Annotated in this window: 17 protein-coding genes, 4 tRNA genes and 2 pseudogenes; 11 read left to right on the plus strand and 12 right to left on the minus strand. The window is 68.9% G+C overall.

The window, feature by feature from the left end; translation table 11 throughout:
- Nucleotides 1–41: 41 nt before the first annotated feature.
- The 7 genes and pseudogenes from BW737_RS12785 to BW737_RS18815 form a co-directional block, all read right to left on the minus strand.
- On the minus strand, nt 42–926 hold the full coding sequence (locus tag BW737_RS12785; protein WP_086615585.1) for a DUF817 domain-containing protein: 885 nt from the start codon (nt 924–926) through the stop codon (nt 42–44).
- A gap of 71 nt (nt 927–997) precedes the next feature.
- Nucleotides 998–2427 (minus strand): annotated as a pseudogene (locus BW737_RS12790) (glycoside hydrolase family 1 protein).
- A gap of 35 nt (nt 2428–2462) precedes the next feature.
- Nucleotides 2463–2798, minus strand: a complete 336-nt coding sequence (locus tag BW737_RS18810) for a PTS sugar transporter subunit IIA (RefSeq protein WP_257210828.1) — start codon at nt 2796–2798, stop codon at nt 2463–2465.
- 262 nt (nt 2799–3060) lie between these two features.
- Entirely contained in the window at nt 3061–4341 is a 1281-nt protein-coding gene (locus BW737_RS12795; RefSeq protein ID WP_257210829.1) for a PTS transporter subunit EIIC, read from the minus strand.
- Nucleotides 4342–4592: 251 nt separating this feature from the next.
- On the minus strand, nt 4593–5387 hold the full coding sequence (locus tag BW737_RS12800; protein ID WP_257210830.1) for a PRD domain-containing protein: 795 nt from the start codon (nt 5385–5387) through the stop codon (nt 4593–4595).
- 13 nt (nt 5388–5400) lie between these two features.
- Nucleotides 5401–7657, minus strand: a pseudogene (gene uvrC, locus BW737_RS12805) (excinuclease ABC subunit UvrC).
- Entirely contained in the window at nt 7567–8856 is a 1290-nt protein-coding gene (locus BW737_RS18815; RefSeq protein WP_143233389.1) for an MFS transporter, read from the minus strand. The pseudogene uvrC and the gene BW737_RS18815 overlap by 91 nt, the downstream one beginning before the upstream one ends.
- A 265-nt stretch (nt 8857–9121) precedes the next feature.
- Here BW737_RS18815 and BW737_RS12815 point away from each other — a divergent pair, with 265 nt between their 5' ends.
- Both BW737_RS12815 and BW737_RS12820 read left to right on the plus strand, forming a co-directional pair.
- Nucleotides 9122–10033 (plus strand): Cof-type HAD-IIB family hydrolase, encoded by a 912-nt coding sequence (locus BW737_RS12815; RefSeq protein ID WP_086615583.1) that lies wholly within the window; start codon nt 9122–9124, stop codon nt 10031–10033.
- An 11-nt stretch (nt 10034–10044) separates the two neighbouring features.
- The gene (locus BW737_RS12820; protein WP_086615582.1) at nt 10045–10944 is read left to right on the plus strand and encodes an HAD hydrolase family protein; all 900 of its coding nucleotides are present in this window, start codon (nt 10045–10047) and stop codon (nt 10942–10944) included.
- A gap of 22 nt (nt 10945–10966) precedes the next feature.
- On the opposite strand, the gene BW737_RS12825 is transcribed toward BW737_RS12820, so the two are convergent.
- The 3 genes from BW737_RS12825 to BW737_RS12835 all read right to left on the minus strand — a co-directional run bounded on the left by BW737_RS12825 (nt 10967) and on the right by BW737_RS12835 (nt 11218).
- A tRNA-Val gene (locus BW737_RS12825) sits at nt 10967–11041 on the minus strand.
- Nucleotide 11042: 1 nt separating this feature from the next.
- Nucleotides 11043–11113, minus strand: a tRNA-Cys gene (locus BW737_RS12830).
- 32 nt (nt 11114–11145) lie between these two features.
- Nucleotides 11146–11218, minus strand: a tRNA-Gly gene (locus BW737_RS12835).
- Between the two features lie 154 nt (nt 11219–11372).
- Here BW737_RS12835 and BW737_RS12840 point away from each other — a divergent pair.
- A tRNA-Val gene (locus BW737_RS12840) sits at nt 11373–11445 on the plus strand.
- Nucleotides 11446–12064: 619 nt separating this feature from the next.
- Here the strand turns inward: BW737_RS12840 and BW737_RS12845 are convergent.
- Nucleotides 12065–13444, minus strand: coding sequence for a UTP--glucose-1-phosphate uridylyltransferase (locus tag BW737_RS12845; RefSeq protein ID WP_086615581.1), 1380 nt, complete (start codon nt 13442–13444; stop codon nt 12065–12067).
- Between the two features lie 477 nt (nt 13445–13921).
- Here BW737_RS12845 and BW737_RS12850 point away from each other — a divergent pair, with 477 nt between their 5' ends.
- From BW737_RS12850 to BW737_RS12870, 5 genes are all read left to right on the plus strand, one after another.
- Nucleotides 13922–14671 carry a hypothetical protein gene (locus BW737_RS12850; RefSeq protein ID WP_099330387.1) on the plus strand — a complete coding sequence of 250 codons (750 nt, stop codon included), beginning with the start codon at nt 13922–13924 and terminating at the stop codon, nt 14669–14671.
- Nucleotides 14562–15326 (plus strand): hypothetical protein, encoded by a 765-nt coding sequence (locus BW737_RS12855; protein ID WP_143233390.1) that lies wholly within the window; start codon nt 14562–14564, stop codon nt 15324–15326. The genes BW737_RS12850 and BW737_RS12855 overlap by 110 nt, the downstream gene beginning before the upstream one ends.
- A gap of 4 nt (nt 15327–15330) precedes the next feature.
- Nucleotides 15331–15855, plus strand: a complete 525-nt coding sequence (locus tag BW737_RS12860; RefSeq protein WP_086615578.1) for a DUF2339 domain-containing protein — start codon at nt 15331–15333, stop codon at nt 15853–15855.
- Between the two features lie 123 nt (nt 15856–15978).
- Complete coding sequence (locus BW737_RS12865) at nt 15979–16857, plus strand: DUF2157 domain-containing protein (protein WP_086615577.1); 879 nt, start codon at nt 15979–15981, stop codon at nt 16855–16857.
- Entirely contained in the window at nt 16827–18428 is a 1602-nt protein-coding gene (locus BW737_RS12870) for a DUF2339 domain-containing protein (protein WP_086615576.1), read from the plus strand. The genes BW737_RS12865 and BW737_RS12870 overlap by 31 nt, the downstream gene beginning before the upstream one ends.
- Here the strand turns inward: BW737_RS12870 and uvrA are convergent.
- Entirely contained in the window at nt 18391–21243 is a 2853-nt protein-coding gene (gene uvrA, locus BW737_RS12875) for an excinuclease ABC subunit UvrA (RefSeq protein WP_086615575.1), read from the minus strand. The two genes, BW737_RS12870 and uvrA, sit on opposite strands and share 38 nt — an antisense overlap.
- Before the next feature lie 210 nt (nt 21244–21453).
- Here uvrA and BW737_RS12880 point away from each other — a divergent pair, with 210 nt between their 5' ends.
- The 3 genes from BW737_RS12880 to BW737_RS12890 are packed head-to-tail and all read left to right on the plus strand — an operon-like array spanning nt 21454 to nt 24394.
- Nucleotides 21454–22182, plus strand: coding sequence for an ABC transporter ATP-binding protein (locus BW737_RS12880; protein ID WP_086615574.1), 729 nt, complete (start codon nt 21454–21456; stop codon nt 22180–22182).
- The gene (locus BW737_RS12885; RefSeq protein WP_086615573.1) at nt 22179–23075 is read left to right on the plus strand and encodes a hypothetical protein; all 897 of its coding nucleotides are present in this window, start codon (nt 22179–22181) and stop codon (nt 23073–23075) included. Before BW737_RS12880 ends, BW737_RS12885 begins: the two co-directional genes overlap by 4 nt.
- Nucleotides 23000–24394: a hypothetical protein gene (locus tag BW737_RS12890; protein WP_143233391.1), complete on the plus strand. Its 1395-nt coding sequence runs from the start codon at nt 23000–23002 to the stop codon at nt 24392–24394. The genes BW737_RS12885 and BW737_RS12890 overlap by 76 nt, the downstream gene beginning before the upstream one ends.
- Nucleotides 24395–24511 lie beyond the last annotated feature (117 nt).

Consider the following 24511-nt stretch of genomic DNA (forward strand, 5'->3'; position numbering starts at 1 on the left):
GAGGTTGCGCGCGAGGCGGCGCGGGGCGGCAGCCGGGGCCATTACCGTGATGCGGGCCGACGCCGCGAGCGGAGGCGAGGCCGGCGAGTCCGCTGCGGCGCGGTGACCCGGGCCGCGCCGTCGCCGTAGCGCACGCCCTCCTCCGCCTTGACGGCGGCCACCAGCACGAAGCTGAGGGTGACCAGCAGCGCCCAGCTGCCGAGCTTGCCTACATGCACCAGGTGCCACCCGGTCTGCTGATCGGGGTAGCGCCAGGCGTTGAGGAATGTGCCGATGTTCTCCGCCAGCCACAGGAAGACCCCGATGAGTACGAATGACAGGGCGGTGGGCATGCGGTAGCGGTCACCGCCGACGGTGAAGTGCGCCGCGGAGCCCCACAGGGCCAGGATGAAGCCGACGGCCACGGCCCAGCGCAGGTCCCAGATGAAGTGGTGGGTGTAGAAGTTCGCGTAGGCGGCCACCGCCAGTACCGTCACCGGCCCGCGGCGGAAGTCGGAGATGCGCAGGTCGAAGCGTCGAAACGCCTGGCAAATATAGGATCCGACCGACGCGTACATGAAGCCCGAGAAGATCGGTACCCCGCCCAGACGCACCACGCCGGCGTCCGGGTAGGTCCAGGACCCGACGTGCACCTTGAATATCTCCAGCGCCAGGCCGATCAGGTGAAAGGCGCAGATCACCGCCAGTTCGCGTCCGGTCTCGAGTTTCAGCGCCACGAAGGCGATCTGCACCACGATCACGTAGATGAGCAGCGCATCGTAGCGGGCCAAGGGCATGTCAACCCGGTTCCAGACGAGCACAGAGACCGCCATGCCCGCGAACACGGCGATCGGGAAGGCGCAGCAGGCCAGCTGAATGGCGGTGAACTGGACCAGCCGCAACGGCAGCAGCCGCAGCCGGCTCAACGGGGCGCGTTCTTCGGGCATCGGCACAGACTACCCAGTGCCCGGTGCACGCGCCGCGAGCCGACTGCGGCCGCAACTGCTCTCCCGGTCGTTCAGACCTTCAGGGTGGCGCCGTTGGAGGCGATGACGTCCCTGTACCAGCCGAAGGAGCGCTTGCGGTAGCGCGCCAGCGTGCCGGTGCCGTCGTCGTTGCGGTCCACGTAAACCAGGCCGTAGCGCTTGGACAGCTGGGCGGTGGAGGCGGACACGCAGTCGATGCAGCCCCAGGAGGTGTAGCCCATGACCTGCACGCCGTCGGCGATGGCCTCACGCACCTGGACCAGGTGGTCGTTCATGTAGTTGATCCGGTAGTCGTCCTCGACGGTCGGCGTGCCGTCAGGGCCGGTTACCAGCTCGTCGCGGGCCCCCAGGCCGTTCTCCACGATGAACAGGGGCTTGCCCCAGCGGTCCCAGTAGTCGTTCAGGATGGTGCGCAGGCCGCGCGGGTCGATCGCCCAGCCCCACTGAGACACCTCCAGGGTGGGGTTGACGACGCCGCCCATGAGGTTGCCGCCGCCGGACTCGCGCTCCTGGGTGGCGGTCTCGCAGGAGGACATGTAGTAGGAGAAGGACACGAAGTCGACCGTGTGCTCCGCCAGGGTACGGCGATCCTCCTCGGTAATGTCCAGCTCAACGCCCTTGTCCCGCAGCTTGCGCAGGAAGTAGCCGGGGTAGGTGCCGCGCACGTGCACGTCACCGAAGGCGTAATTGTCCCGCTCGGCCTGCTTGGCGGCCCACACGTCCCGCGGGTCCGGGGTGAGCGGGTAGAAGGGGATCGCCAGGATCATGCAGCCGACCTTGAGGTCGGGATTGACCTCGTGGGCGATGCGAGTGACGGAGGCGGAGGCCACCAGCTCATGGTGGATCGCCTGGTACAGGTCCTGCTCGCTGAGCTCCTCCTTGGGCGTGTTGATGCCGCCGGACATGAAGGCTCGTGGAGCACGGAGTTGATCTCGTTGAAGGTCAGCCAGTACTTGACCCGCTTGCCGTAGCGCTCGAACAGGGTGCGGGCGTAGCGCTCGAAGAAGCCGATCATGCGCCGGTCGGCCCAGCCGTTGTACTCGCGTGCCAGATGCAGCGGGGTCTCGTAGTGGCTGATGGTCACCAGCGGCTCGATGCCGTACTTCTCCAGCTCGTCCAGGACCCGGTCGTAGAAGGCCAGGCCGGCCTCGTTCGGCTCGGTCTCATCCCCCTTGGGGAAGATGCGCGACCAGGCGATGGAGAAGCGGAAGACCTTGAAGCCCATCTCGGCCAGCAAGGCGATGTCCTCGGCGTAGCGGTGGTAGAAGTCGATGCCCACCAGTTTGAGGTTGTCCGGGGTGGGGGCCTCGGTGCGGGGGCCGACGATGCCCTGGGGCATGACGTCCTGGACGCTCAGGCCCTTGCCGTCGGCGTCGTAGGCGCCCTCGTACTGGTTGGCGGCCAGCGCCCCGCCCCACAGGAAGCCGTCGGGGAAGGTGGCGGGGGTGGTTGAGGTGGTCATGGAATGTCCTTTCTCGTAGGTCTTGGGGGCGCCGCTCACTTGCTGACCACGATGACGGTGTCACCGGCGTCCACGGTGTTGCCGGTCGCCGGCGAGGTGACGGCCTTGTGGTTGGCGGAGTTGGTGACGAGCACGGCGGTGGTGGTGGAGTGGCCGGCCTCCTCAATGGCGGGCAGGTCCGCCTCGAGCAGCAGGTCGCCGGCTTGCACGCGCTGTCCCTTGGACACGTGCTGGGTGAAGCCCTTGCCCTCCATGTTGACGGTGTCGATGCCGACGTGGACGAGCACCTCCACGCCGTCGTCGGTCTTGAGGCCGATGGCGTGGCCGGAGTCCACCGTGACCACGACCTCGCCCGCCACGGGGGCGACCACGCGGCCGGAGGTGGGGATGATGCCGACGCCCTGACCATGACGCCGGAGGAGAACACCGGGTCGGGGATGTCCTCGACGGCGATCACGCGTCCGGGCAGCGGGGCGGTCAGGAACACGTCAATGTCACCGACCGGCCCCGCCGGGTCCGCGGCGGCGGGCGCAGCGGCGTCGTCCTCCTCATCGGCGACGGCGTCGGGGTCGTCCTTCACGCCGAAGAAGAAGGTCAGCAGGAAGGCGATGGTGACGGCGAGGAGTACGCCGATCAACACAGCACGAAGTTGGGGGTGGACAAGTAGGCCGGGAGGCCGATGAGGGAGGGGAACACGCCGGCCTGCTCCACGCGGCCGCCGGCGATGGCGCCCAGAGCGCCACCGATGGCGCCGCCGACGATGCCGAAGTAGAAGGGCAGCTTACGGGGCAGGTTGACGCCGTAGATGATGGGCTCGGTGACGCCGGCGAGGAAGCCGGACAGCGAGGCCGGACCGGCCAACTCGCGGGTCTTCCGGTCGCGGGTACGGAGCATGACGGCCAGGCCGGCGGCGGCCTGGGCGAGGACGGCGGCCTCAATGGGGCCGTAGAGCACGGAGTAGCCGTTGGAGGTGATCTCCTGGGTCATGATGGGCACCAGCCCCCAGTGCAAACCGAACATGACGAAGACCTGCCACAGGCCGCCCATGACCGCGCCGCCCAGGAGCGGCACCGTGTTGAACAGCCACTGCACGGCGGCGGCGACGCCGTTGGCGAGGTAGGTGGTGGCCGGGCCGATGGTGAGCAGGGTCAGCGGCACCATTACCAGCACCACGATCCAGGGGGTCATGAAGTTGCGAAAGGCGCTGGGGATCACGCGCATCAGCCATCGCTCGAAGTGGCTCTGCACCCACACCGAGACGATGATCGGGATGACGGAGCTGGTGTAGCTCATGATGATCAGCGGAATGCCGAGGAAGGTGTGAGAGCCGCCGTCGTTCATGGCGATGATCGACGGGTACACCAGGGCGCCGGCGATGGCCATGGCGGTGAACTGGTTGGCCTTGAAGTGGCGGGCGGCGGTCACCGCCAGGACCAGCGGCAGGAAGTTCATGAAGGCGTCGGAGGCCGCGTACAGCACCGTGTAGGTGTCGCTGGTGTCGCTGATCCAGCCGAAGGTGACGAACATGGCTAGGAAGGCCTTGAACAGACCGGTTCCCGCCAGGGTCCACAGCATCGGGGAGAAGATGCCGGAGATGAGGGCGATGAAGGCGTCCAGTGGGTTCTTGTGCTCCGCCGGGGCCTCGTCGCCGCCGCCGACCGGTCCGAGCCGGTTCATGAGGGCGTCGTAGACCTCTGGGACGTCGTTGCCGATCACCACCTGGTACTGGCCGCCGGCCTGCACCACGGTGACGACACCCGAGGTGTCCTTGATGGCGTCGGTGTTGGCCTTGGACTCGTCCTTCAGCACGAAGCGCAGCCGGGTGGCGCAGTGGGAGAGCGAGCTGACGTTGTCCTGCCCGCCGACTTTTTCCAGCAGGTCCGGCGCCAGCGCCGCATAGTCGATCTTTGCCATGCAGATCCTCCTCGATCCTGTAGTCCGCAAGCGGCCGGGAAAACAAAAAAGACCCGAGCCGGCAACGCAGACACCTGCGAAACCGTCTCAGGTCTTGCCCCTTGCGGGTCACAATCCTGTGCCCCTGGTTGGGGCTCAGGAGAACTGTAACCGCCTGCCGCGGGAGGCGAACAGGGCAACCTGACGTGCCCTTAGTCACAAGCTACGGTCTCACTGGCCGATCCCGGCCTCCAGGCGAGCAACGTGCATGGTCAGGTAGCGGTCTCGTCGTCGGAGACGGTCAGGCCCAGGCGAAGCTCCAGCAATTCCTTGACGCGCAGGGCGACCTGGTAGGCGTGCGGCCGGTCGTGACGCAGCACCCGGGCCACGGCAACGGCGATTCCGTCCTCCACCTGGTTGGTGCGGGCGCGGGCCAGGAAGTAGCGCAGGTGGGCGATGAAGCGGGCGGCGTTGATCGACTCGATGTCGAAGTCATCCCCGTAAGTGCTCACCAGCAGGTCCATGATCTGGCGGATCAGCCGCGACTGGGCGACCGCCTCCTGGGTGGAGGGGGCGCCCACGGCGGCGGTGAACAGGTGCAGGGCCAGGGCGACGGCCTCGCCGTCGGGCAGTTGGATCTCCTGGGCGCGGTTGAGCTCGGCGACCATGCGCTCGGCCAGGTGCAGCTCGTGGGGGTGCAAGTGGGCGGCCTCGGCGCGCAGCGGATACTCCATGACGATGCCCGCGGCCAGCCGTTCCATGGCCTGGTTGACGTGGTCGACGACGGCCACAATCGTGGAGGAGGGCACGGTGGTGCCCAGGTCGCGTGCAGCGGCGCGGAAGGTGCGTTCGATCAGGGCGATGCGCTCCAGCGGGATCGCCGCCATCACCTCACCGACGCTCTCCGCGTTCTGCGCCAGCACGTAGCGCCGTACCACCTGGGAGGCGTCGACCTCCTGGCCCGGCTTGCGCTGGAAGCCGAGGCCGCGGCCGGTCAGGACCGCCTCGCGTCCCAGCTCGTCGCGGGCCAGGATCACGTTGTTGTTGAACACCCGCAGGATCTCCACCTACAGGATTGTGTCACCGATCCGACGGCGCCGCAGCGGGCATCGGCCGCGCCGTGTCCCCGGTGGCCTGTCCGGCCTGGTCCCCACCGGCCAGACGCTGCTGAATGGTGGCGGCCAGGTTCGGGCCGATGCCCTTGACAGCGGCGATCTGCTCGGCGGAGGCGGCCCGGATGCGCTTGACCGAGCCGAACTCCTTCAGCAGCGCCGCCTGGCGGGCGGGCCCGAGCCCCGGGATGGAGTCGAGCACGGAGCGGGTCATGCCCGCAGAGCGCTTCTTACGGTGGTGGGTGATGGCGAAGCGGTGGGACTCGTCGCGCAGGTACTGCAGCAGGTACAGGGCGGGCGAGGTGCGCGGCAGCACGATCGGGAACTCCTCCCCCGGCACCCACACCTCCTCCAGGCGTTTGGCCAGGCCGACCAGGGGTACATCCACGCCCAGCTCGTCCAGCACGGCCCGGGCGGCGTTGACCTGCGGCAGGCCGCCGTCGACGACGACGAGCCCGGGCATGTAGGAGAAGCGGCGGGGGCGGCCGGTGTCCGGGTCGACGGGGCCGGAAACGGGCACTCCGACAGCACCGTCCGCGGCAGTTGCCGCCCCCGCCGACGCACCGTCGGCAGCCTCCGGGACGACGTCGTCGGCTGCCTCCTCCACGTACTCCCCGCCGACGTCGGCCGGCACGGAGCCGGATACCGGGCCGGGTGCGTTCTGCTCGGCCAGCAGCCGCTTGAAGCGGCGGGTGAGTACCTCGTGCATGGCGGCGGTGTCGTCGACGGCGCCGGAGCCGTCCCGGCCGCGAATGACGAAGCGCCGGTAGTCGGACTTCTTGGGGGCGCCGTCCTCGAAGACGACCATGGAACCGACCTGGTAGCTGCCCTGCGTGTGGGAGATGTCGTAGCACTCCACCCGCAGGGGCGCCTCAGGCAGGTCCAGCGCCTCGGCGAGCTCCTCCAGCGCCTGCGAGCGCTGGGTGAGGTCGCCGGCGCGGCGGGTCTTGTGCTGGCGCAGTGCCTCCTCGGCGTTCTTGCGCACGTTGTCCATCAGGGCGGCCTTGTCGCCGCGCAGGGGCACGCGCAGCTCTACCTTGGCGCCGCGCAGGCCGGTCAGCCAGTCACGCACGGCCTCGGCGTCGAGAGGCAGCGCGGGCACGAGGATCTCCCTTGGCACCGCGGTGGTGGCGGTGTGGGTGACGTCGTCGACGCTGGTGGCACCCCGCTCGCGGCCCCCGGTGCGGGCGCCGTTCTCGGCGGCCGTGCGCTCCAGGGGTGCGGCCGGGGCGCGGCACCGACGCGAGGGAGGTGGTGGGGCCCGAGCGCGCGGGGGCGCCGACGGCGGTCCCGGTGGGGGCGTTGGCGGCGTCGTCGGCCGGATCGAGCAGATCGGAGTAGACCTGTTGGAGGAGCCGCTCGATGAGCTCGGCGTCGGTGGCGTCCTCAACCAGGTCGATTACCCAGCCGCGCTGGCCGCGCACCCGCCCGCCGCGCACGTGGAACACCTGCACGGCAGCGGTGAGCTCGTCGCGGGCGAGCGCGAACACGTCCACGTCGGTGGCCTCCGGCAGCACCACCGCGTTCTGCTCGATGACCTTCTTCAGGGCCTCGGCGTCGTCGCGCAGGCGGGCCGCCTTCTCGAAGTCGAGGGCCTGGGCGGCGGCCCGCATCTGCGCCTCGACCTCCCGCAGGTAGGGGCCGGTGCGCCCGGCCATGAAGGCGCAGAAGTCCTCGGCCAGCGCCCGGTGGTCGGCGGGGCTGATGCGTCCCACGCAGGGGGCGGAGCACTTGTCGATGTAGCCCAGCAGGCAGGGGCGGCCGGAGGCGTGGGCGCGCTTGAATACGCCGGCCGAGCAGGAGCGGATGGGGAAGACGCGCAGCAGCTGGTCGAGGGTCTCCCGGATGGACCACACCTGCACGAAGGGCCCGAAGTAGCGCACGCCGGGGCGACGGGCGCCGCGGACGATCTGCGCCCGGGGGAAGGTCTCCTGCATGGTGACCGCCAGGTACGGGTAGGACTTGTCGTCCTTGTACTTGACATTGAAGCGCGGGTTGAACTCCTTGATCCAGGAGTACTCCAGGGCCAGGGACTCCACCTCGGTGGACACCACCGTCCACTCCACCGCGCAGGCGGTGGTCACCATCTTCTGCGTGCGCGGGTGCAGGGCGGCCAGGTCCTGGAAGTAGTTGCTCAGGCGGGCCCGCAGGTTCTTGGCCTTGCCGACGTAGATGACGCGGCCCTCGGCGTCCAGGAACCGATAGACGCCCGGCGACGTCGGGATGTCACCGGTGGCGGGACGGTATGTCGACGGGTCGGCCATGGCAAGAGCCTATGCGACCATCCGCTCCGCCCCGCGCTCACCTCCCGCCATCGCTGCCAGGACACCGGCACATGCGGCTGTCCCGACTCCCGCCGTAAGTACGCCCCATGCCGGCTGAGTGATCCCATTAAGGCTCCCAGTCCGCTGCCCAGGGGCGCACCGGCGAAGACGATCGAGCGGTACAGGGTGGTGATGCCGTGCAGTCCCGGCCCCCGTGCGGCTCGAAGCAGTGCGCTGGAGGTGCCCGAGTTCCAACCGCCCAGGCCGATTCCATAGACCCCGGTACAGACGAGCAGCAGCGGAACCAGATGCGTCGTCGACATCGCGATCATCGCCATCCCGCTGAGCGCACCGGCAAAGGCCGCGATCCTCCAGCTGGGCACGCGCGCAACGACGAGCAAGTACGCGGTATTGGCCAGCACCACGCCGACCGAAACAATAGAGGAGTTCGCGCCGTAGATTTGCGGCGGCATCTGCACAGTCTTCAACAGGTAGAGCGGAATCATCGCCGAATAGCAGCCGGCAAACACGTTCGAGAGAAAACCGCTAATGCTGAGCGCCAACGCCATCCGATTCGCGCGCAACAGCCGCCAGGACGATCCCGCCTCCTTCTCCTCGGCGTGCTCCGGGCGCACCGCACCGGCAATACGCAATGCACATGCGAGTGCGGCACCGGCGCAGACGATCGCGGCGAATAACGGCAACACCCGCGACCAGGCGAACAGCGTGCCGGCCAGTGATGGCCCCGCGATCCCGCCCAGGCTTTGGCCGGTGGACAGTACACCGTTGGTTCGCTCAATCGCGGCCGCCCTCGAACTCTCAACGATCAGGATATTCACCGCATTGTCGACGAACGGACGGGCAATTCCGAAGCCCGTTGAGAACACCCAATACACCCAGGCGACCGACGCGCCCAACACCACCGGGATGAGCGCCGCATACAGGAGGATATTCGCAAGAATGCCGCATAGTGCGGCGCCTCTGGCGCCGTAGCGGTCCGCGACTCGAGCAACCGTGGGCCCCATCAGCACCGTGGGAAGCACCGCCCCCGCACCGATCAACGCGGTTGTGATCGCGTTCCCTCCTGCGGAGACCGCCAATAGCATCAGCGCGGTTGCCCGCAGAGTGAACTCCAGGCGCGAAATGGTGCCCAGCGTCACTACCCGCGCGGCTTGGCGACTTATGGCGAGTTCGGATGATGCGGACTCGGGCAGGGGCGACGGCACGGCAGAAACCCTATCTCCGTGTCGACCGACCGCGGCGCGTAGCTGCAACCGACCGCGGCGAAATGGGGATTGGCGTGAATTGCCCTGGCCCGGCGCCGAGCCGCCGCCTATGCTGTGAGCGTTGTCTCACCGCCCTGTTGGCACCGAGACGTGGCGTCCATCGCCCCGCATAAACCCTTGCCCAGTCCAGGAGTACCTCGTGTCCGCACCGCCCCTTGCCGAATCCGCTCCCGGCGCCCAGACTCCGGTCTCCTCACGGTCCCCGCACCCTCGCGTCGTGCTGCTGGATGTGGACGGCACCCTGGTGACCTATACGAATGTGCTGCCCGACTCGGCCGTCCGGGCGATCCGGTGCGCCCGCGGCGCCGGACACCGCGTCTACGTGACCACCGGGCGCTCCCGGGCGGAGATGCCCGAGCGCATCTGGAACATCGGTCTGGACGGCATGATCGGCGGCAACGGCGCCTACGTGGAGGACAACGGCGAGGTGCTGCTGCACCGTCACCTTTCACGCGACGAGTGCGAGCGAATCGTGACATGGCTGCAGGCGCGCGGGCTGACCTTCTACCTGGAGGCCAACTCGGGTCTGTACGCGCCGCCGTCCTTCCCGGACGCCGCCCGCGACGCCATCCGCGCCTATGCCGCCGGCAAGGGGCGCGCCGACGCCGGCGATGTGGAGGCCACCGATGTACTGACGGGGCTTACGCTCACCGATGAGCTGGTGCGCGACGATGTCAACAAGATCAGCTTCGTGCTGTCCGGGCCGGAGGACGTCGAGGCGGCGCGGGCAGCCTTCCCCGGGCTGCTGGTCGGCACCTGGGGTGGCCGCGGACACGAGGCGTTGTTCGGAGACGTCGCCCTGCCGGCGGCCAACAAGGTGGAGGCGATCGACGTGCTGCTCCGCCATCTGGGCCTCTCCCCCGCCGACGCCGTCGCCTTCGGGGACGGCGCGGTGGATGTGGGCATGTTGCGGCACTGCGGGGTGGGCGTGGCCATGGGCAACGCCGCCCCGGAGGTGAAGGCGTCCGCGGACCTGGTGACCGACGACGTCGAGGACGACGGCCTGGCCAGGGCCTTTGTGCGCCTCGGCCTGATTCCTGAGCTCGACTGAGGAGCTTTGAGATGACCTCCGCGAGCATTCCCCTTTCCGAGTCGACGCCCCTCACCGGCGCAAGCGACTCCGCAGCACCTGCTCCCCCACTGCGACGCCCGGCGGATCTGCGGCTGGTGGCGGTGGATATGGACGGCACTTTCCTGCGCACCGGCTCCACCTACGACCGGGCCTGCTTCGCGCCTTTGCGCCGCCGGATGCGCGAGGCCGGGGTGCGCTTCGTGGTCGCCTCCGGCAATCAGGAGGCGCAGTTGCTCGGCTTCTTCCCGGACGCGGATGGTCTGGCCCCAGACGGCGTCGTGTCCGACAACGGGGCGATTGTCATGGCAGACGGCGTCCGGCTCCTGGAGACGCACGTGCCTACGGACGCACTGGAGCGAGTACTGGCGGTGCTCGACGGCGTGGACGGACTCAGCTTCGTCGCCTCCGGTCCCGACGGCGCTTACCTGCGGGAGTCGGAGACCCCTGAGATGAGGAAGCTACTCACGTTCTACCACCCGCGGTTCCGGTACGTGGCGCGCACCGCGGACATCAACGGTCGTCGGGTTTCCAAGATCGCGCTGGTGGACGGGCGCGGCTTTCCGCAGGCCTTCCTGGACCGGTTGACCGAGGCGTTGGGTGGGGCAATGGTGCCGGTCGTGTCGGGGCATGACAGCGTGGACCTGATCGTGCCCGGGCGGCACAAGGCCTCCGGGCTGGGGGTGCTGCTGGGCCACTGGGGCCTGGCCCCGACTCAGGTAGCGGCCTTCGGTGACTCCGGAAACGATGCGGAGATGCTCGGTCGGGTTGGCTATGGGATTGCCATGGCCAACGCCTCCGCCGCCGCTCGCAGCGCCGCCCGCTTCATGGCGCCCGCCAACGACGACGACGGCGTGTTGCGAGTGCTGGGCGACTGGTTCCCGGCGGACTGATCGGCGGGAGGAGTAAGGGCGCTGGTGGGCGATACTGGGATCGAACCAGTGACCTCTTCCGTGTCAGGGAAGCGCGCTCCCGCTGCGCCAATCGCCCGAGGTGGGTACCGGATTCGAACCGGTGTAAACGGCTTTGCAGGCCGGTGCCTAACCTCTCGGCCAACCCACCAGTGAGATGCTGGGAGGAACCCGGCTCCTCGGAGCGGATGACGGGACTCGAACCCGCGACCCTCACCTTGGCAAGGTGATGCTCTACCAACTGAGCCACATCCGCATGTACATCGCCTTGGGGCTCATGCGTTCCCCTGAGCGCGGCTGAACCATAACATCCAGCCCCGGCCAGGTGGCAAATGCGCGGACGGTGATCCACCTCACCGGTTCAGCGTTTGCCGCAAGGGCATCGGTCCCGCTAATGTCTGCACCGCACCGGGCGATTGGCTCAGGGGCTAGAGCGCCTCGTTCACACCGAGGAGGTCACTGGTTCGATTCCAGTATCGCCCACCGGAAGCATGTGGGGCCCCGGACCAGACGGTCCGGGGCCTCACGCATGCACAGGCTCAAGCGGTGCAGCTTGTCGGGACCATCGGGGGTTATCGGCGCGAATGTGTGTGCGGTTCGGGCGTGTCGCGGGGCGTTAGTTGGCTCGTCCGGTCCAGCGTTTGTGAAAGTGGTGGTGTCCAGCGTGGGGGCTGGGGTGGCTTTACACGACCTTGGGCGACACTGCACGACCTTGGTGAGCCTTCCACGACCCCGGGGTGGTCGTGCAACACACACCAAGGTCGTGGAACGCGGCCCGAGGTCGTGCAAAACACGGGACGATTCATACCTAAGCACCACTTTCGCGCCGACAACCCATGTTTTGCCTTCGGCACTCCGATTACCTGGGACCCTCCAGGCGCGGGTGCATCGGTCCCGTCTTCGGCCGACGCGTCGACGTCAAACGGGCCGGCATGCCGCTGTCGTGAACACGTGTTTGCGTCACAGACACGAGTTTTAGAGCTTTACAGATGCAGGGCGCATGCAAAGCTCTAAAACTCGCGTATTTGAGATGGAAGCGCGGGTGAAGCACGGACCGGCGCCCGCGTATGCCCGGGCGCCGACTAAGCCGCCGTCGGGCAGTTCAGGCCAGCCGGGCGCCGTCGGCGACCACTCCGGGCGCGCCCTCCTCGGGCACGGCCGCGTCACCCGTGGCGACGACGCCGGCCCCGAAGGTCCAGTCGCCCCGCACCGTCAGGCTGCTCGCCTCCCGGATGGAGGGGACGCCGTGCGGGAAACGCGCCTCGAAGTCGGCGATACGCTTGTAGTAGCGCGAGTCCAGGTTCACCACGCAGGCCTGCTCGGGCACCTGCTGCAGCAGCCCGTCGGCATCGACCTCATACACGTCCGAGCGCACCAGCAGCAGGTCATTGGTGGTCTTGACCGGCAGGAACCGGCTACGCGGCACCTCCACGGCGGTGGCGCCGTCGAAGGCCTCCACGGCCGCGCCCATGGCGGTCTCCAGCTGAATGACCGGCGTCGAGTCGGGGTCGGCGGGATCCACGGTCTTCTCGTTGCGGATCAGCGGCAACCCCAGGATGCCGTCGCGCTCGGTCAGCGTGTCCCGCAGTACCTCCAGGTCGAACCAGAGGTTGTTGGTGTGGAAGAAGGGGTGGCGGAACTGGTCGGTGAAGTAGTGCATCTCCTCCGGCGGGGTCTGGGCGGTGTCACGCAAGATGATGCGACCGTCCGCCTTGCGCACCGCCAGGTGCCCGCCCTTGACGTCGGCGGGGGTGCGGCGGCACATCTCGGGCGCGTAGGGGGCGCCGGAGGCGGCGAACCAGCCGGCGATGCGGGCACTCGGGGCCGCACCCAGGTTGTCCGAGTTGGAGGTCATCGCGTACTTGTAGCCGCGCTCCAGGAGTGTGTCCAGCACGCCGGAAGCGACCAGGGCGGTGTAGATGTCACCGTGGCCGGGTGGGCACCACTCCAGGCTCGGGTCCGCCTCCCATTCGACGGGAGTCAGATCGTCGGCACGCAGCTTGGGCTCCCGGTTCTGCAGGAAGTCCAGTGGGATGCCCTCCACCTCGATGCCCGGGTGAGCGGCGAGGGCCGCGAGCGTGTCCTCACGGGTGCGGAAGGAGTCCATGAAGATCAGCGGCAGGGTGACATCGTAGCGGGCGCGAGCGGCCATGACCTGGTCCACCAGCAGGTCCAGGAAGCTCTTGCCGTCGCGCACGGGCAGCAGTGACTTGGCGCGGTCCATGCCCATGGAGGTGCCCAGTCCGCCGTTGAGCTTGATCAGGACGGTCTTGCTCAGCGCCTCACGGGCGGCGGCCTCGTCGACCTGAACGTCGTCGATCGAGTCGATCTGTGTGAGCGGCTCGATGGTGTCTTCGGGGACGAGTCCGGTGGCGCCTTCCTCGAGCGCACGGTAGTAGTGGCTGAAAACGTCGATGGCCTGCTCCGCGACGCCGGCGTCGCGCATCTTCGCCTGGGCGGCGGCCAATCCAGTGGTGCTCATGGGCAAAGGCTATCCCACCGCGTCCAAGTCTCCGTATCAAAGTCGTGACAACTCCGCGATCTTGCCGGATCCTTGACCCATGGAGCACTACGACAGTGCACAGGTCGAGGAGTTGCGTGTCCGCCTGGCCGCCCTCGAGCGCAAGGTAGACGGATTGGAGAGCATTCTCGCCCGGCTGTCGTCCGGCCCCGACTCGTCCTCACGGCCCGTCCCCAGTCGGCCCGGTGCCACACGCACGGGATTCCCACGGGCAACGGCGTCCGCGGCGGAAGCACCGACGGCGCCCAACGTCTCGTTCGACCCCTACGTTCCCGATCCCTACGGTCCCGATCCGTACGCGTCCCCACAGCCGCAGCCGGCGTCACAAGCAGCGCCGCCGCCGTACTCCCCCGGCGCCGCAGCCCCGCCCGCCGGCCAGATGCCTCCACAGCGGAGGGCAACCTGGGCTCCTACCTGCTGTCCGGCGCGGCGGCACTGTTGGTGCTGCTGGCTGCGGTCAGCCTCATCGCGCTGGCCTGGGACCAGATTTCCGACGCTTGGAAGGTTATCGGCCTGGCTCTGCTCTCCCTGGCCATGGTCTCGGCGGGAACCACGCTGGCGGAGAACCGACCTCGCCAACAGATCGCGGCGGCCGCCATTACCGGCACCGGCGGAGCACTGGGCTTCGTGACCATCATTGGTGCGGTTCTGCTCGTGGACCTGCAAACCTCTGTGGCCATAGCGCTGATGGCCGCCTGGGGGTTCGTGCTGCTGCTGGTGTCCTGGACCGCTGGGCAGTTCTTCACCGCCGTGGTCTCAGCCCTAGGCGCCCTAGTCACCGTCGGTTTCGCGTGGGTGCAGGCCAATGCGTATCCCGGGCGGGCGGCGCTGATTTGGGCGCTCGTGAATGGCTACCTCGTCGCGCTGGCGGTGGTGTCCGCGCTGCTGGCGCACTACGCGCAACGCATGCGCCTGGCAGCGTGGCTGCCCGCCACCGCCATGGTGGTGACGGCGGTGGCCTGGTGCTCGGTCCGGCCGTGCTGCTGCGCGCTGAGGCGCGACCGGCGTCGCCCTGCGGTGCCTGCCCGCCGTGGTGCTACTGCTTCAGGCGCATCACTCCGGGCGGCTGCTGTCCCGCGTGGCCGCACGCAACGCCGCCGCTTGGGTGTGGGGCGCGGTAGGCGTGACCATGATCCTCGCGGCGCTGCACCTCGGGCTGGATCCCACGACCCCGCCGGCGACTCGTAGCCTCACCGCGGGGGTGCTCCTGGTCGCCGCGACCGTGTCGACCGTGGCGCTGCTCCCCAACCGGGAGGATGGTCCCTGGCCGCAGAACGTGGCCGGCGTGAACCTGGGGGCGATGGTGGGCCTTGGTGCCGCCGTCTTCACGGTGGAGCCTCGTCTGCTCCTGCCTGCGGTGCTGGCGGTGGGGTTGGCCGGCGTCCCGGTGGTGCGCGTCGGGCAAGCCGCGCCGGTCCTGATTCTGCCGCTGGCGGGGCTGCCGGCATTCGCGCTCGCCGCTCGGGTGCAGATGAGCCAGGACGTCGTCGGACTCGCCCTCCTCACGGTGGTCGCCGCCGTCGGCCTGAGTCTGCTGCTGGAAAGCCGGCTCGGCACCGCCCCGGTTTCCGAACCTGCGCGGCAAGCTCGTGCCGATTGGTTGACCGCGGCCGTATGGCTGATCGGCGCGGATCTGGTGGTGGTCGCACCCGCGCTGGTTGCGCGGCTAGCTCCGGGCGGCGCCGTGGCGCCGCTGGTAGGTGGCGTGTGCGCCCTGGCGCTGGCGGGCCTGGGGCTGTTCACCGGGCAATGCACTCCCCTCGCACTCGTCTCGGGGGCACGCGCCGGTGAGCTCGAGGGGGCGACGGGGCCGCACACGCCACGCGTCCCAGCACCCCGGTGATCGGATGGGTGGCTTCGCCTTGCTGTGCCTGCAGTCGGTCGTCACCCTGGCGCGTGCGGACGCCACGCTGGTAGCGGTGCCGCTGGTGTTCCTGGGCCTGGCGCTCGCGGTGGCAGGTGCTCGCCTGCTGCTGCCCTGGCTGCGGCGCGCCGGCGCGGGCACGGCCGTCGCCATCTCGCTCAGCGTGGCACTGTGGTGGTCGGTGATGATCCTCACCGGTGCCTCACCGACTTCCATGCTGGTGACGGCGCTGGTGCTGGCGACCGGCGCGGGCGGCATCGTGCTCGGCTTCCGGACGCGGGCGGTCGCGCTGCGCCACTACGGGCTGACGCTGGTGATGCTGGTGGTGGTCAAGCTCGCGGTGCTGGATCTGGCCGGCGGGAACTCGCTCACCCAGATCCTGGCGCTGCTGGTGGCCGGCCTGGCCTGCTTCTGCTTGTCATTGGTATACAACCGGTTCGCCCACGAGCAGACGCGTCAGGCCACGCCGCGACCGGCTCCGGCTCGCGCGCAGGAGCCCGGGGAGTGATGGCCTCATCGGCGAGTCTCATTCGTTCTAAGCTCCTGATCGGCCTATGGATGCAGCCCAAACGGGGAGTACTGCCCACCGGTTCAGCGTGACTTTGGCCCGCCGCTTACGGATCCTTGATCCATGGACACTAGCAGCGAGCGGCTTGACGAGATCATTGGGCGCCTGGCCGCCCTGGAGCGCAAGGTCGACTGGGTGGCGGCCCGAGTAGCCCCTGACGAGGTCGGCGCGCGCCGAGTGCCTGTCCCGGCGCCGTCCCACCCCACCCCGGCGCCGCGCCCGCAGTCGGACCCGGGACGATCCGCAGGTGAGTCCTCGTCGCGGCCGAGCACTCCGGCATCCGCCTCGCCCAACGCATCCGGCACGCAGACTGCGCCTCGCGCAGTAGGCAAGCCGCGCACCCCCGCCCTGAGCACGTATCCGCCATCCAGGCCCGCGCCGCTGTCTCCCGGCGCCTCGACGCCGAACGCGCCGACAGGCGTGCCCCGGATCAAACTGGACGCGCCCACCGGCAACGACCCGTTAGCCACCCGGTCGCCCCGGCCGCAGCCGCAACGCAGCCAGGAGGGCAACGTCGGCCGGTACGTCCTGTCCGGGGCAGCGGCGTTCTTGATCGTGTCCGCCGCGGTGAGCCTGATCGCCCTGGTCTGGGACCGGATTCCCGACGTCGTCAAGGTCGGGACGCTCGGTGTGATCGCCGTCATTATGGTCGCCTCCGGCACGTTCCTGGTCTACCGGCGGCAGCGGCAGCGGGTAGCGGCCGCCACTCTTACGGGCACGGGCGGCGCACTCGGCTTCGTCGCCGTCATCGGTGCCGCGATGATCGCCGGCCTGCCCAGTATCGCCGCCTTCGTCCTCATGGTGGCCTGGGCCTTCGTGCTGCTGCTGGTCTCCTGCGCCACCCGCCAGTTCTTCACCGCGGTCGTCTCCATGCTGGGGGCCATGGTCACCGTGGCTTCGCCACGTCGCAGGTGGCCAGCTATCCGGAGCAGGCGACGCTGACCTGGACGCTGATCGACTTCTACGTCGTCTCCCTGGCGGCAGTGGCGGGGACAGCGCCGCGATACACACCGGGCATGCGGCTGGCGCCCTGGCTGCCGACCACCTCCATGGCGGTGACGGCGATGGTGCTGCTGGCCGGCCCGTCCCGAGTGTTGCTCGCCCAGCCGCTGCCGGGGATCCTGCTGCTGACCATGCCCTGCGCTGTGCTCCTGGTACAGACGCACCACTCGACGCGCCTGCTGGTCAGATCTGGGGCGGGCAAGGTCGTCGGTTACGAATGGGCGGCCACCGGGATCGTCCATGCGCTGGCGGTACTCGTACTCGGATACGCCGAAGGCGTGAGTGCATCCGCACGCGACGGCGTGTCCGTGGTCCTCCTGCTCCTGGCATGCCTGTCCACGGCGGTGTTGCTGCCCCGGACGAAGTCCCAGGAATGGCTGCGCGCCGTCGCCCCGGCAAATCTGTGGACGATGATCGGCATCGCGGCGATGGTCTTCGCGGTGAGTCTGGACCTGTTGCTGCCGGCGGTGGCCGCTGTGGCACTGGCCGCAGTGCCCGTGGTGCGCTTCGGTGACAGCGTCCCCGTGGTGGTGCTGCCGCTGACGGGAGCGGCAGCGCTGGTCACGGGGCTCTCTCCCCAGCCAAACACCCTGGTGTTGGCCATGCTGGCGGTGTTGATCGCCGTCGTCCTGACCGCGCCGTTGGAAGCGCTGTTGGCGCCGGTGTCGGCGCAGTCCGAGGCGCAGGCGGACCGGAAGCTGCGGCTGTCCTCCGCGGCGTGGTTGCTTGCCGCCAACCTGGTTCTGATCGTCCCCTGGCTGCTGGACCAGCTGCTGAACGCGGGAGGCCTCGACTGGCAGGGCCGCGTCCTGCCACCTTTGCTGGCGGGAGCACTGGCGCTGGGGCTGGCGGGCCTGGGCCTGTTCACCGACTCGTGCACCCCGCATCTTCTGCTGTCCGGCGGGCGCGTGGGCCGCCTGGAGGGCGCCGCCGACCTGCGCACCCCGCTGCGACCCGCCGTACCCATGCTGGCATGGCTCGGTGACGGCCTACTGACGGCGCTCGGCGCAGTGCTGCTGTTCCGGGCAGGCTCCCTGGACACCCCGTTACTGCAGGCGCCGCTGGTGGCAGTGGCACTGGCGCTGGTGACCGTGGGCGGACGCATGCTGCTTCCCTGGCTGCAGCAGGCCGAGGTCTCCTTGACCACCGCTGTCTCACAAAGCGCGGCGCTGTGGTGGTCGGTGATGATCCTGACCGATGCATCCGCGACCTCGCTGCTGGTAACCGGCGTGGTGCTGGCCACCGGGACAGTGTGCATCGTCTTCGGCTTCCGACTGCATGCCAACATGCTGCGCCACTACGGACTCGCCCTGGTGCTGCTGGTGGTGTTCAAACTGGCGGTGGTGGACCTGGCCGGCCAGAACTCGCTCACGCGCATCCTGGCTCTGGTCGTCGCCGGGGTGGTGTGCTTCGGCCTGTCCCTGGCCTACAACCGCTTTGCACAGGAACAGGCGGCGTCGCAGGCGCCCCCGGTCAGCTCACCGCCCGGCGCTGCTTCAGGACGTCCTTGAGGTAGCGGCCCGTCCAGGAGCCCTCGACCTCGGCAACCTGCTCGGGGGTGCCGGTGGCGACGACGGTGCCGCCGTCCTTGCCACCCTCCGGGCCCATGTCGATGATCCAGTCGGCGTTGGCGATCACGTCCAGGTTGTGCTCGATCACCACCACGGAGTTGCCCTTGTCCACCAGCCCCTGCAGCACCGCCAGGAGCTTGCGGATGTCCTCGAAGTGCAGGCCGGTGGTGGGCTCGTCCAGCACGTAGATGGTGCGGCCGGTGGAGCGGCGCTGCAGCTCGGTGGCGAGCTTGACCCGCTGCGCCTCGCCGCCGGACAGGGTGGTGGCGGCCTGCCCCAGGCGCACGTAGCCGAGGCCGACCTCCACCAGCGTGTTAAGGTGGCGGGCGATGATGGGGGTGGCGGCGAAGAAGTCGGCCGCCTGCCTGATGGTCATGTCCAGCACGTCGGCGACGGTGGCGTCCTTGTAGCGGATCTCCAGGGTCTCCCGGTTGTAGCGGGCGCCGCCGCACACCTCGCAGGGCACGTACACGTCCGGCAGGAAGTTCATCTCGATCTTCAGGGTGCCGTCGCCCTTGCAGGCCTCGCAGCGTCCACCCTTGACGTTGAAGGAGAAGCGGCCGGGGCCGTAGCCGCGCACCTTCGACTCGGGCACGGAGGCGAAGATCTTGCGGATGTGGTCCCACACGCCGGTGTAGGTGGCCGGGTTGGAGCGCGGGGTGCGGCCAATGGGCGACTGGTCCACGTGTACTACCTTGTCCAGGTTCTCCAGGCCGCGCACGGTCTTGTGACGTCCGGGTACGCCGCGGGCGTGGTTGAGGCGGTTGGCGAGCACCTGGTAGAGGATCGAGTTGACCAGGGAGGACTTTCCGGAGCCGGATACGCCGGTGACGGCGGTGAACACGCCCAGCGGGAAGCTGACGGTGACGTCCTTGAGGTTGTTCTCGCGGGCGCCGACCACGGTCACGGCCTTTCCCTTGACGGGCTTGCGGCGGCTGGCGGGAATCTCAATGGCGCGGCGGCCGGACAGGTAGTCGCCGGTGATGGAGCCGGGCGCCTCGAGCAGGCCGGCGACCTTACCGGCGTAGACGACCTGACCGCCCCTCTCCCCGGCCCCGGGGCCGATGTCCACCACCCAGTCGGCGGAGCGGATGGTCTCCTCGTCGTGCTCGACGACGATCAGGGTGTTGCCCAGGTCCCGCAGGCGCTCCAGGGTGTCGATCAGGCGGGCGTTGTCGCGCTGGTGCAGGCCGATGCTGGGCTCGTCGAGCACGTACAGGACGCCCACCAGCCCGGAGCCGATCTGGGTGGCCAGGCGGATGCGCTGCGCCTCGCCGCCGGAGAGGGTGGCGGCGCCGCGGGACAGGCTCAGGTAGTCCAGGCCGACGTCGACCAGGAAGCCCAGGCGGGCGGCGATCTCGTTCAGGACGCTGCCGGCGATCTGGGCGGCCTGGCCGGTCAGCTCCAGGTCGGCGAGGAAGTCGCGGCACTCGCTGATGGACAGGTCGCACAGCTGGGCAATGGACAGGCCGCCCACGCGCACGGCCAGCACCTCCGGCTTGAGCCGGGTGCCGTTGCATACGGGGCAGGGGATCTCCCGCATGTAGCCCTCGTAGCGCTCCTTGGACCAATCGGACTCGGTCTCGTCGTGCTTGCGCATGACGTAGTTAAGGGCGCCCTCGAAGCCGGTGGAGTAGATGCGCTCACGCCCCCAGCGGTTGCGGTAGCGGACCTTGATCTCGAAGTCCTTACCGCGCAGAATCGCGTCCTTGGCGCGCTCGGGCAGGGCCCGCCAGGGAGTGTCGACGTCGAAGGAAAGCTCCTCGCCCAGTGCCTTGAGCTGGCGGGTGAAGTACTTCTGATGACTGGCCCAGGGGGCGACGGCGCCCTCGGCCAGGGTGAGCTCCTCATCGGGCACGACGAGCTCGGGGTCGACCTCCAGGCGGGTGCCGATGCCGGTGCAGGCGGGGCAGGCGCCGTAGGGTGCGTTGAAGGAGAAGGTGCGCGGCTCCATCTCGTCCAGCTGGAGCGGGTGCTCGTTGGGGCAGGCGCGCTTCTCGGAGTAGCGGCGGGTGCGGCCCGGGTCGTCCTCGGGCAGGTCCACCAGGTCGATGATGACCAGACCGTCGGCCAGGCCCAGGGCGGTCTCCACCGAGTCGGTCAGCCGCTGGCGAATGCCCTCGCGCACCACCAGCCGGTCGACGACCACCTCGATGTTGTGCTTGAGCTTCTTGTTCAGGGCGGGCACCTCCCCCAGCCGATGGGTGGCGCCGTCGACGCGGACGCGGGAGAAGCCGCGGCTCTGCAGCTCGGTGAACAGCTCGGTGTACTCGCCCTTGCGGCCGCGGATAACGGGGGCGAGCACCTGGAAGCGGGTGCCGTCCTCCATCTCCCTGATGTGGTCGACGATCTGTTGGGGCGTCTGAGAGGAGATGACGGCGTCGCACACGGGGCAGTGCTGGGTGCCGGCGCGCGCGTACAGCAGGCGCAGGTAGTCGTAGACCTCGGTGACGGTGCCGACCGTGGAGCGGGGATTGCGGGAGGTGGACTTCTGGTCGATGGACACGGCCGGGGACAGGCCCTCGATGAAGTCGACGTCGGGCTTGTCCATCTGGCCGAGGAACTGGCGCGCATAGGAGGAGAGCGACTCCACGTAGCGGCGCTGCCCCTCGGCGAAGATCGTGTCGAAGGCGAGGGAGGACTTGCCCGAGCCGGACAGGCCGGTGAAGACGATCATCTTGTCCCGCGGGAGGTCGAGGCCGATGCCTTGGAGGTTGTGCTCGCGGGCGCCACGGATGATGAGGGAGTCGTTCACGGGGTCAGAGTGTAGGGCCAAGGCCCCACCTTCGTACACCCGTTCGACTGTGTGAGGCGAGGCGCCAGAGACGAGTGTCCCCAGCATGACGAGGGATTTCAACGGAGTGCTGGGCTTCGCGCGTGTCGCCGCGGCTCGGAGTGGCAGCGAAACTACATTCGTGCAGGCACACAGGCGTTGCCACATCCCCAATCGCCGAAGCGGATCCCCATGGACGCGAACTCGTCAGCGACGGCTTCACGGCCCGCGAAAGAAGTACTGGCCGTTCAAGGCCTCACCGTCTCCTTCGGAGAGCGCACCGTCTTGGACACCCTGGATCTGACTATGCAGGCAAGCACCATCACCGCGCTCATCGGCCCCTCCGGGTCCGGCAAGAGCACTCTGCTGTCCGCCATCCTCGGGCTGCTGCGTGCCGACGCCGGCTCCATCACCATCTGCGACGAGGCCATGCAGGCCGGCAACAGCGCCAGCACCGCCCGCATCCGCCGCGAGCACATCGGCATGGTCTTCCAGGACGGCTACCTCATTGATGAGCTGACCCCCGTGGAGAACATCATCGTGCCGGCTCTGGTGGCGGGCGTGCCCGCCGCCGACGCCGAGGAGCGTGCCCGCGCAATCCTCGCCGAGCTGGGGCTGACCGTGCAGGAGCGGGCCACGTCCTCCTTCTCCGGTGGTGAGCGCCAGCGCATCGCCATTGCCCGCGCACTCATCAACTCCCCGCAGCTGCTCATCGCTGATGAGCCCACCGGTTCGCTGGACCCCGCCAACCGGGACCGCGTCATGGACACGCTGATGGCCCTCCCAACGCAGTTGGGCTGCGCCATTCTGCTGGTCACCCACGACCCCGTGGTCGCGCAGCGCGCAGATCACGTCATGGCGCTGGCCGACGGGAAACTGACCGCGACGGTTCACCAATCCGGGCAGGCGGCGGACCGATGAACCGTCGTCTGCTGTCCGGTCTGCTGCGCATCGGCACCAGCCTGCGGCACTCGGAGTCCCGACTGCTCGCACGCACCCAGACCGTGGCGTTGTTCCTGGGGACCTGTCTGCTGTGCCTGAGCCTGGTCGGCCTCGCACTGACCTGGTTCGGGGATGCCCTGCACCGGGAGCGCGCCGAGTCCATCGCCCCGCAGCTGTGCGACGCGCAGGAGGCCACGGTCCTGTACCGCTTCGGCGGCTTCACCCAGGTGAATAACCGCCCGGTCACCGTCATCGTCCTCTCCCCGCTGAGCGAGGACGCCCCGTTGCCTCCCGGCGTGGAGGAGTGGCCGGAGCCGGGCGAGGCCGTGGTCTCCCCCGCCTTCGCCCGGGATCTGACCGGCGAACTGGAGGGGTTGTTCGGCCCCGTCTCCGCCGAGATCGGCCTGGACGGCTTGGAGGTGCCGCAGGAGCGGCGCGTGTACTTGCGTCCGACCGATCAGGCACTAAACGCGGATAGGATGGAGCCGGTCTGCGGCTTCGGCGCAGTGGTTGAGGGCGGCGCCTACGCCGGCTCCGGCTCACTGAACGCCTCGCCCGTGGCTGAGGTACTGCTGCTGGTTGCCGGGGTGCTGCTGCTCCCCGCCATCGGAGCCACCGCCTCCGCATCGGCACTGCGCGGTGAGGAGAACCGGCGGCGCATCACCGCCCTGGTGACCTCCGGTCTGCGCCGCCGCGACCTGGCGGTCATCGACCTGGCGGAAACCTGGCCGGGAATCCTCGGCGGCTTTGTGCTCGCAGGGGCGCTCACCGGCGTTGCATGTACATGGATGTGCGTGTGCCATGGGTGGACGCCTGGTTCCCAGCCGCGGATACGCGCCGGTTGGCCGCCCCCATTGTTGCCGCCCTGCTAATCGGCGCGGTGCTTGCCGTCACCATTGTGCTACTCGGCCGCGGGCGCGGCCGCCACGTGGTCGCTCCCCGGCGGGGTCACCGCCGCTGGAGAAAGGCCAGCCCTGGCCTACTGCTCGTCTGTGGTCTACTTCTGGCGATTTGGTTCCCGCTGTGGAATCCAGGGAGCAAACTGGACGACTTTGTATACGCAGCTGGTGTAGTGCTAACGGTGCTGGCGCTGCCCGGCGTCGTGGCGGCACTGTCCGCCTGGTGCGGCCGGATACTGGCCCGCTGGGGCTACCGTCGCGGTCACGCCGGGCGCCTGATTGCGGGTCGTCAGCTGGTGTCCTTGTCCAAAGCCAGCAGCCATCTGGCGCTGGCGATGACGCTGGCGCTGCTGGCCGGCGGCCAGATACAGCTGTGGGCCGGATCCATGTCTCCCCAGTACTTCCAGTCGGTAGAGACACTGGACAGGTGGGGTGAGAAGGTCGCCGTCCTTGACCATTTGGATGCAGCCGCTGCTCCCGAAGACCTGGTTGCGCTCCTGCCCGATGGGGTCGACGCGTTCTCGGCCGGATTCGACTTCGACGAGGCGGATGCGGCCGACTCAGAGCCGGCGCCCCATATCGAAGCCGGCTGCGAGCTGCTGTCCTCCTGGGGTCTGGACTGTACACAGCAGCAGGTCTCGGCCACCGACCTGTTGACGAATGTTCCCGTCCTCGGGCAGGTGTATGAACTCGCCGGTGCAACCGACATTGAGATCACTCCGACGAGCGACACCGCCCAGGTCATGCGCGGTTACGAGACCGGCAGCGGCGTTTACCTCATGTCGGTCAACGGCGCTGACCTCGATATGCGCGGGATCGAACGGATGCTGCACACCCATGCCCCTGGCGTGCAGGTCTTCTGCCAGCCGCAGGAGTGGATCACCGCCGGTCAAGTGCAGTACATCCGCTCCCGCTGGACCGTGACCCTGGGCGCCGTGGGTCTGTCGGTGCTGGCGATCGTGCTCGGGCTGGCGCTGGCACATGACTCTGCGCGCGCCGCCCGCAACCTGGCGCCCGTGGGGGCCCTGTCCGGTTCGGTGTCCTGCGCGGCCTCGACGGCCCGCTGGCGCACCGGCGTGATCGTGCTCGTATCCGGCCTGACCGCAACGGTCCTCTACCTGATTCTGCCCCTAGGCCAAGCGAGAGTTGCCGCAAACAATGACAGCGTCCTGTGGCGCCCCAGTCCGGCTTACACCGCCGCCTGCCTGGCAATCACGGTGCTGGTAGCAGCCGTCGCCAGCATCAGCGCGGCGCGCGCCACCGCACGCGCCACCCGCCGCTGGCACCCCTGACCGCCCGTAACGTCTCACCGGTCCCTCGCCCGGCACCGCCACCGAGGCTCCTGAGCCGCTGCTCCCGCCTCGTCCTGAGCGGCGGGTATACGTTTTACGACCTTGGGGTGCGAGGGA

Origin of the sequence: Actinomyces ruminis (assembly GCF_002154335.2) — a bacterium.
GTDB lineage: Bacteria > Actinomycetota > Actinomycetes > Actinomycetales > Actinomycetaceae > Actinomyces > Actinomyces ruminis.

Excerpts from the sequence above, each read along its gene's own strand:
- BW737_RS12795 (WP_257210829.1), bottom strand. The coding sequence starts at position 4,341 with ATGGCAAAGATCGACTATGCGGCGCTGGCGCCGGACCTGCTGGAAAAA.
- BW737_RS12865 (WP_086615577.1), top strand. The coding sequence starts at position 15,979 with ATGGACACTAGCAGCGAGCGGCTTGACGAGATCATTGGGCGCCTGGCC.
- BW737_RS12885 (WP_086615573.1), top strand. The coding sequence starts at position 22,179 with ATGAACCGTCGTCTGCTGTCCGGTCTGCTGCGCATCGGCACCAGCCTG.
- BW737_RS12845 (WP_086615581.1), bottom strand. The coding sequence starts at position 13,444 with ATGAGCACCACTGGATTGGCCGCCGCCCAGGCGAAGATGCGCGACGCC.
- BW737_RS12820 (WP_086615582.1), top strand. The coding sequence starts at position 10,045 with ATGACCTCCGCGAGCATTCCCCTTTCCGAGTCGACGCCCCTCACCGGC.
- BW737_RS12785 (WP_086615585.1), bottom strand. The coding sequence starts at position 926 with ATGCCCGAAGAACGCGCCCCGTTGAGCCGGCTGCGGCTGCTGCCGTTG.
- BW737_RS12860 (WP_086615578.1), top strand. The coding sequence starts at position 15,331 with ATGGGTGGCTTCGCCTTGCTGTGCCTGCAGTCGGTCGTCACCCTGGCG.
- BW737_RS12880 (WP_086615574.1), top strand. The coding sequence starts at position 21,454 with ATGGACGCGAACTCGTCAGCGACGGCTTCACGGCCCGCGAAAGAAGTA.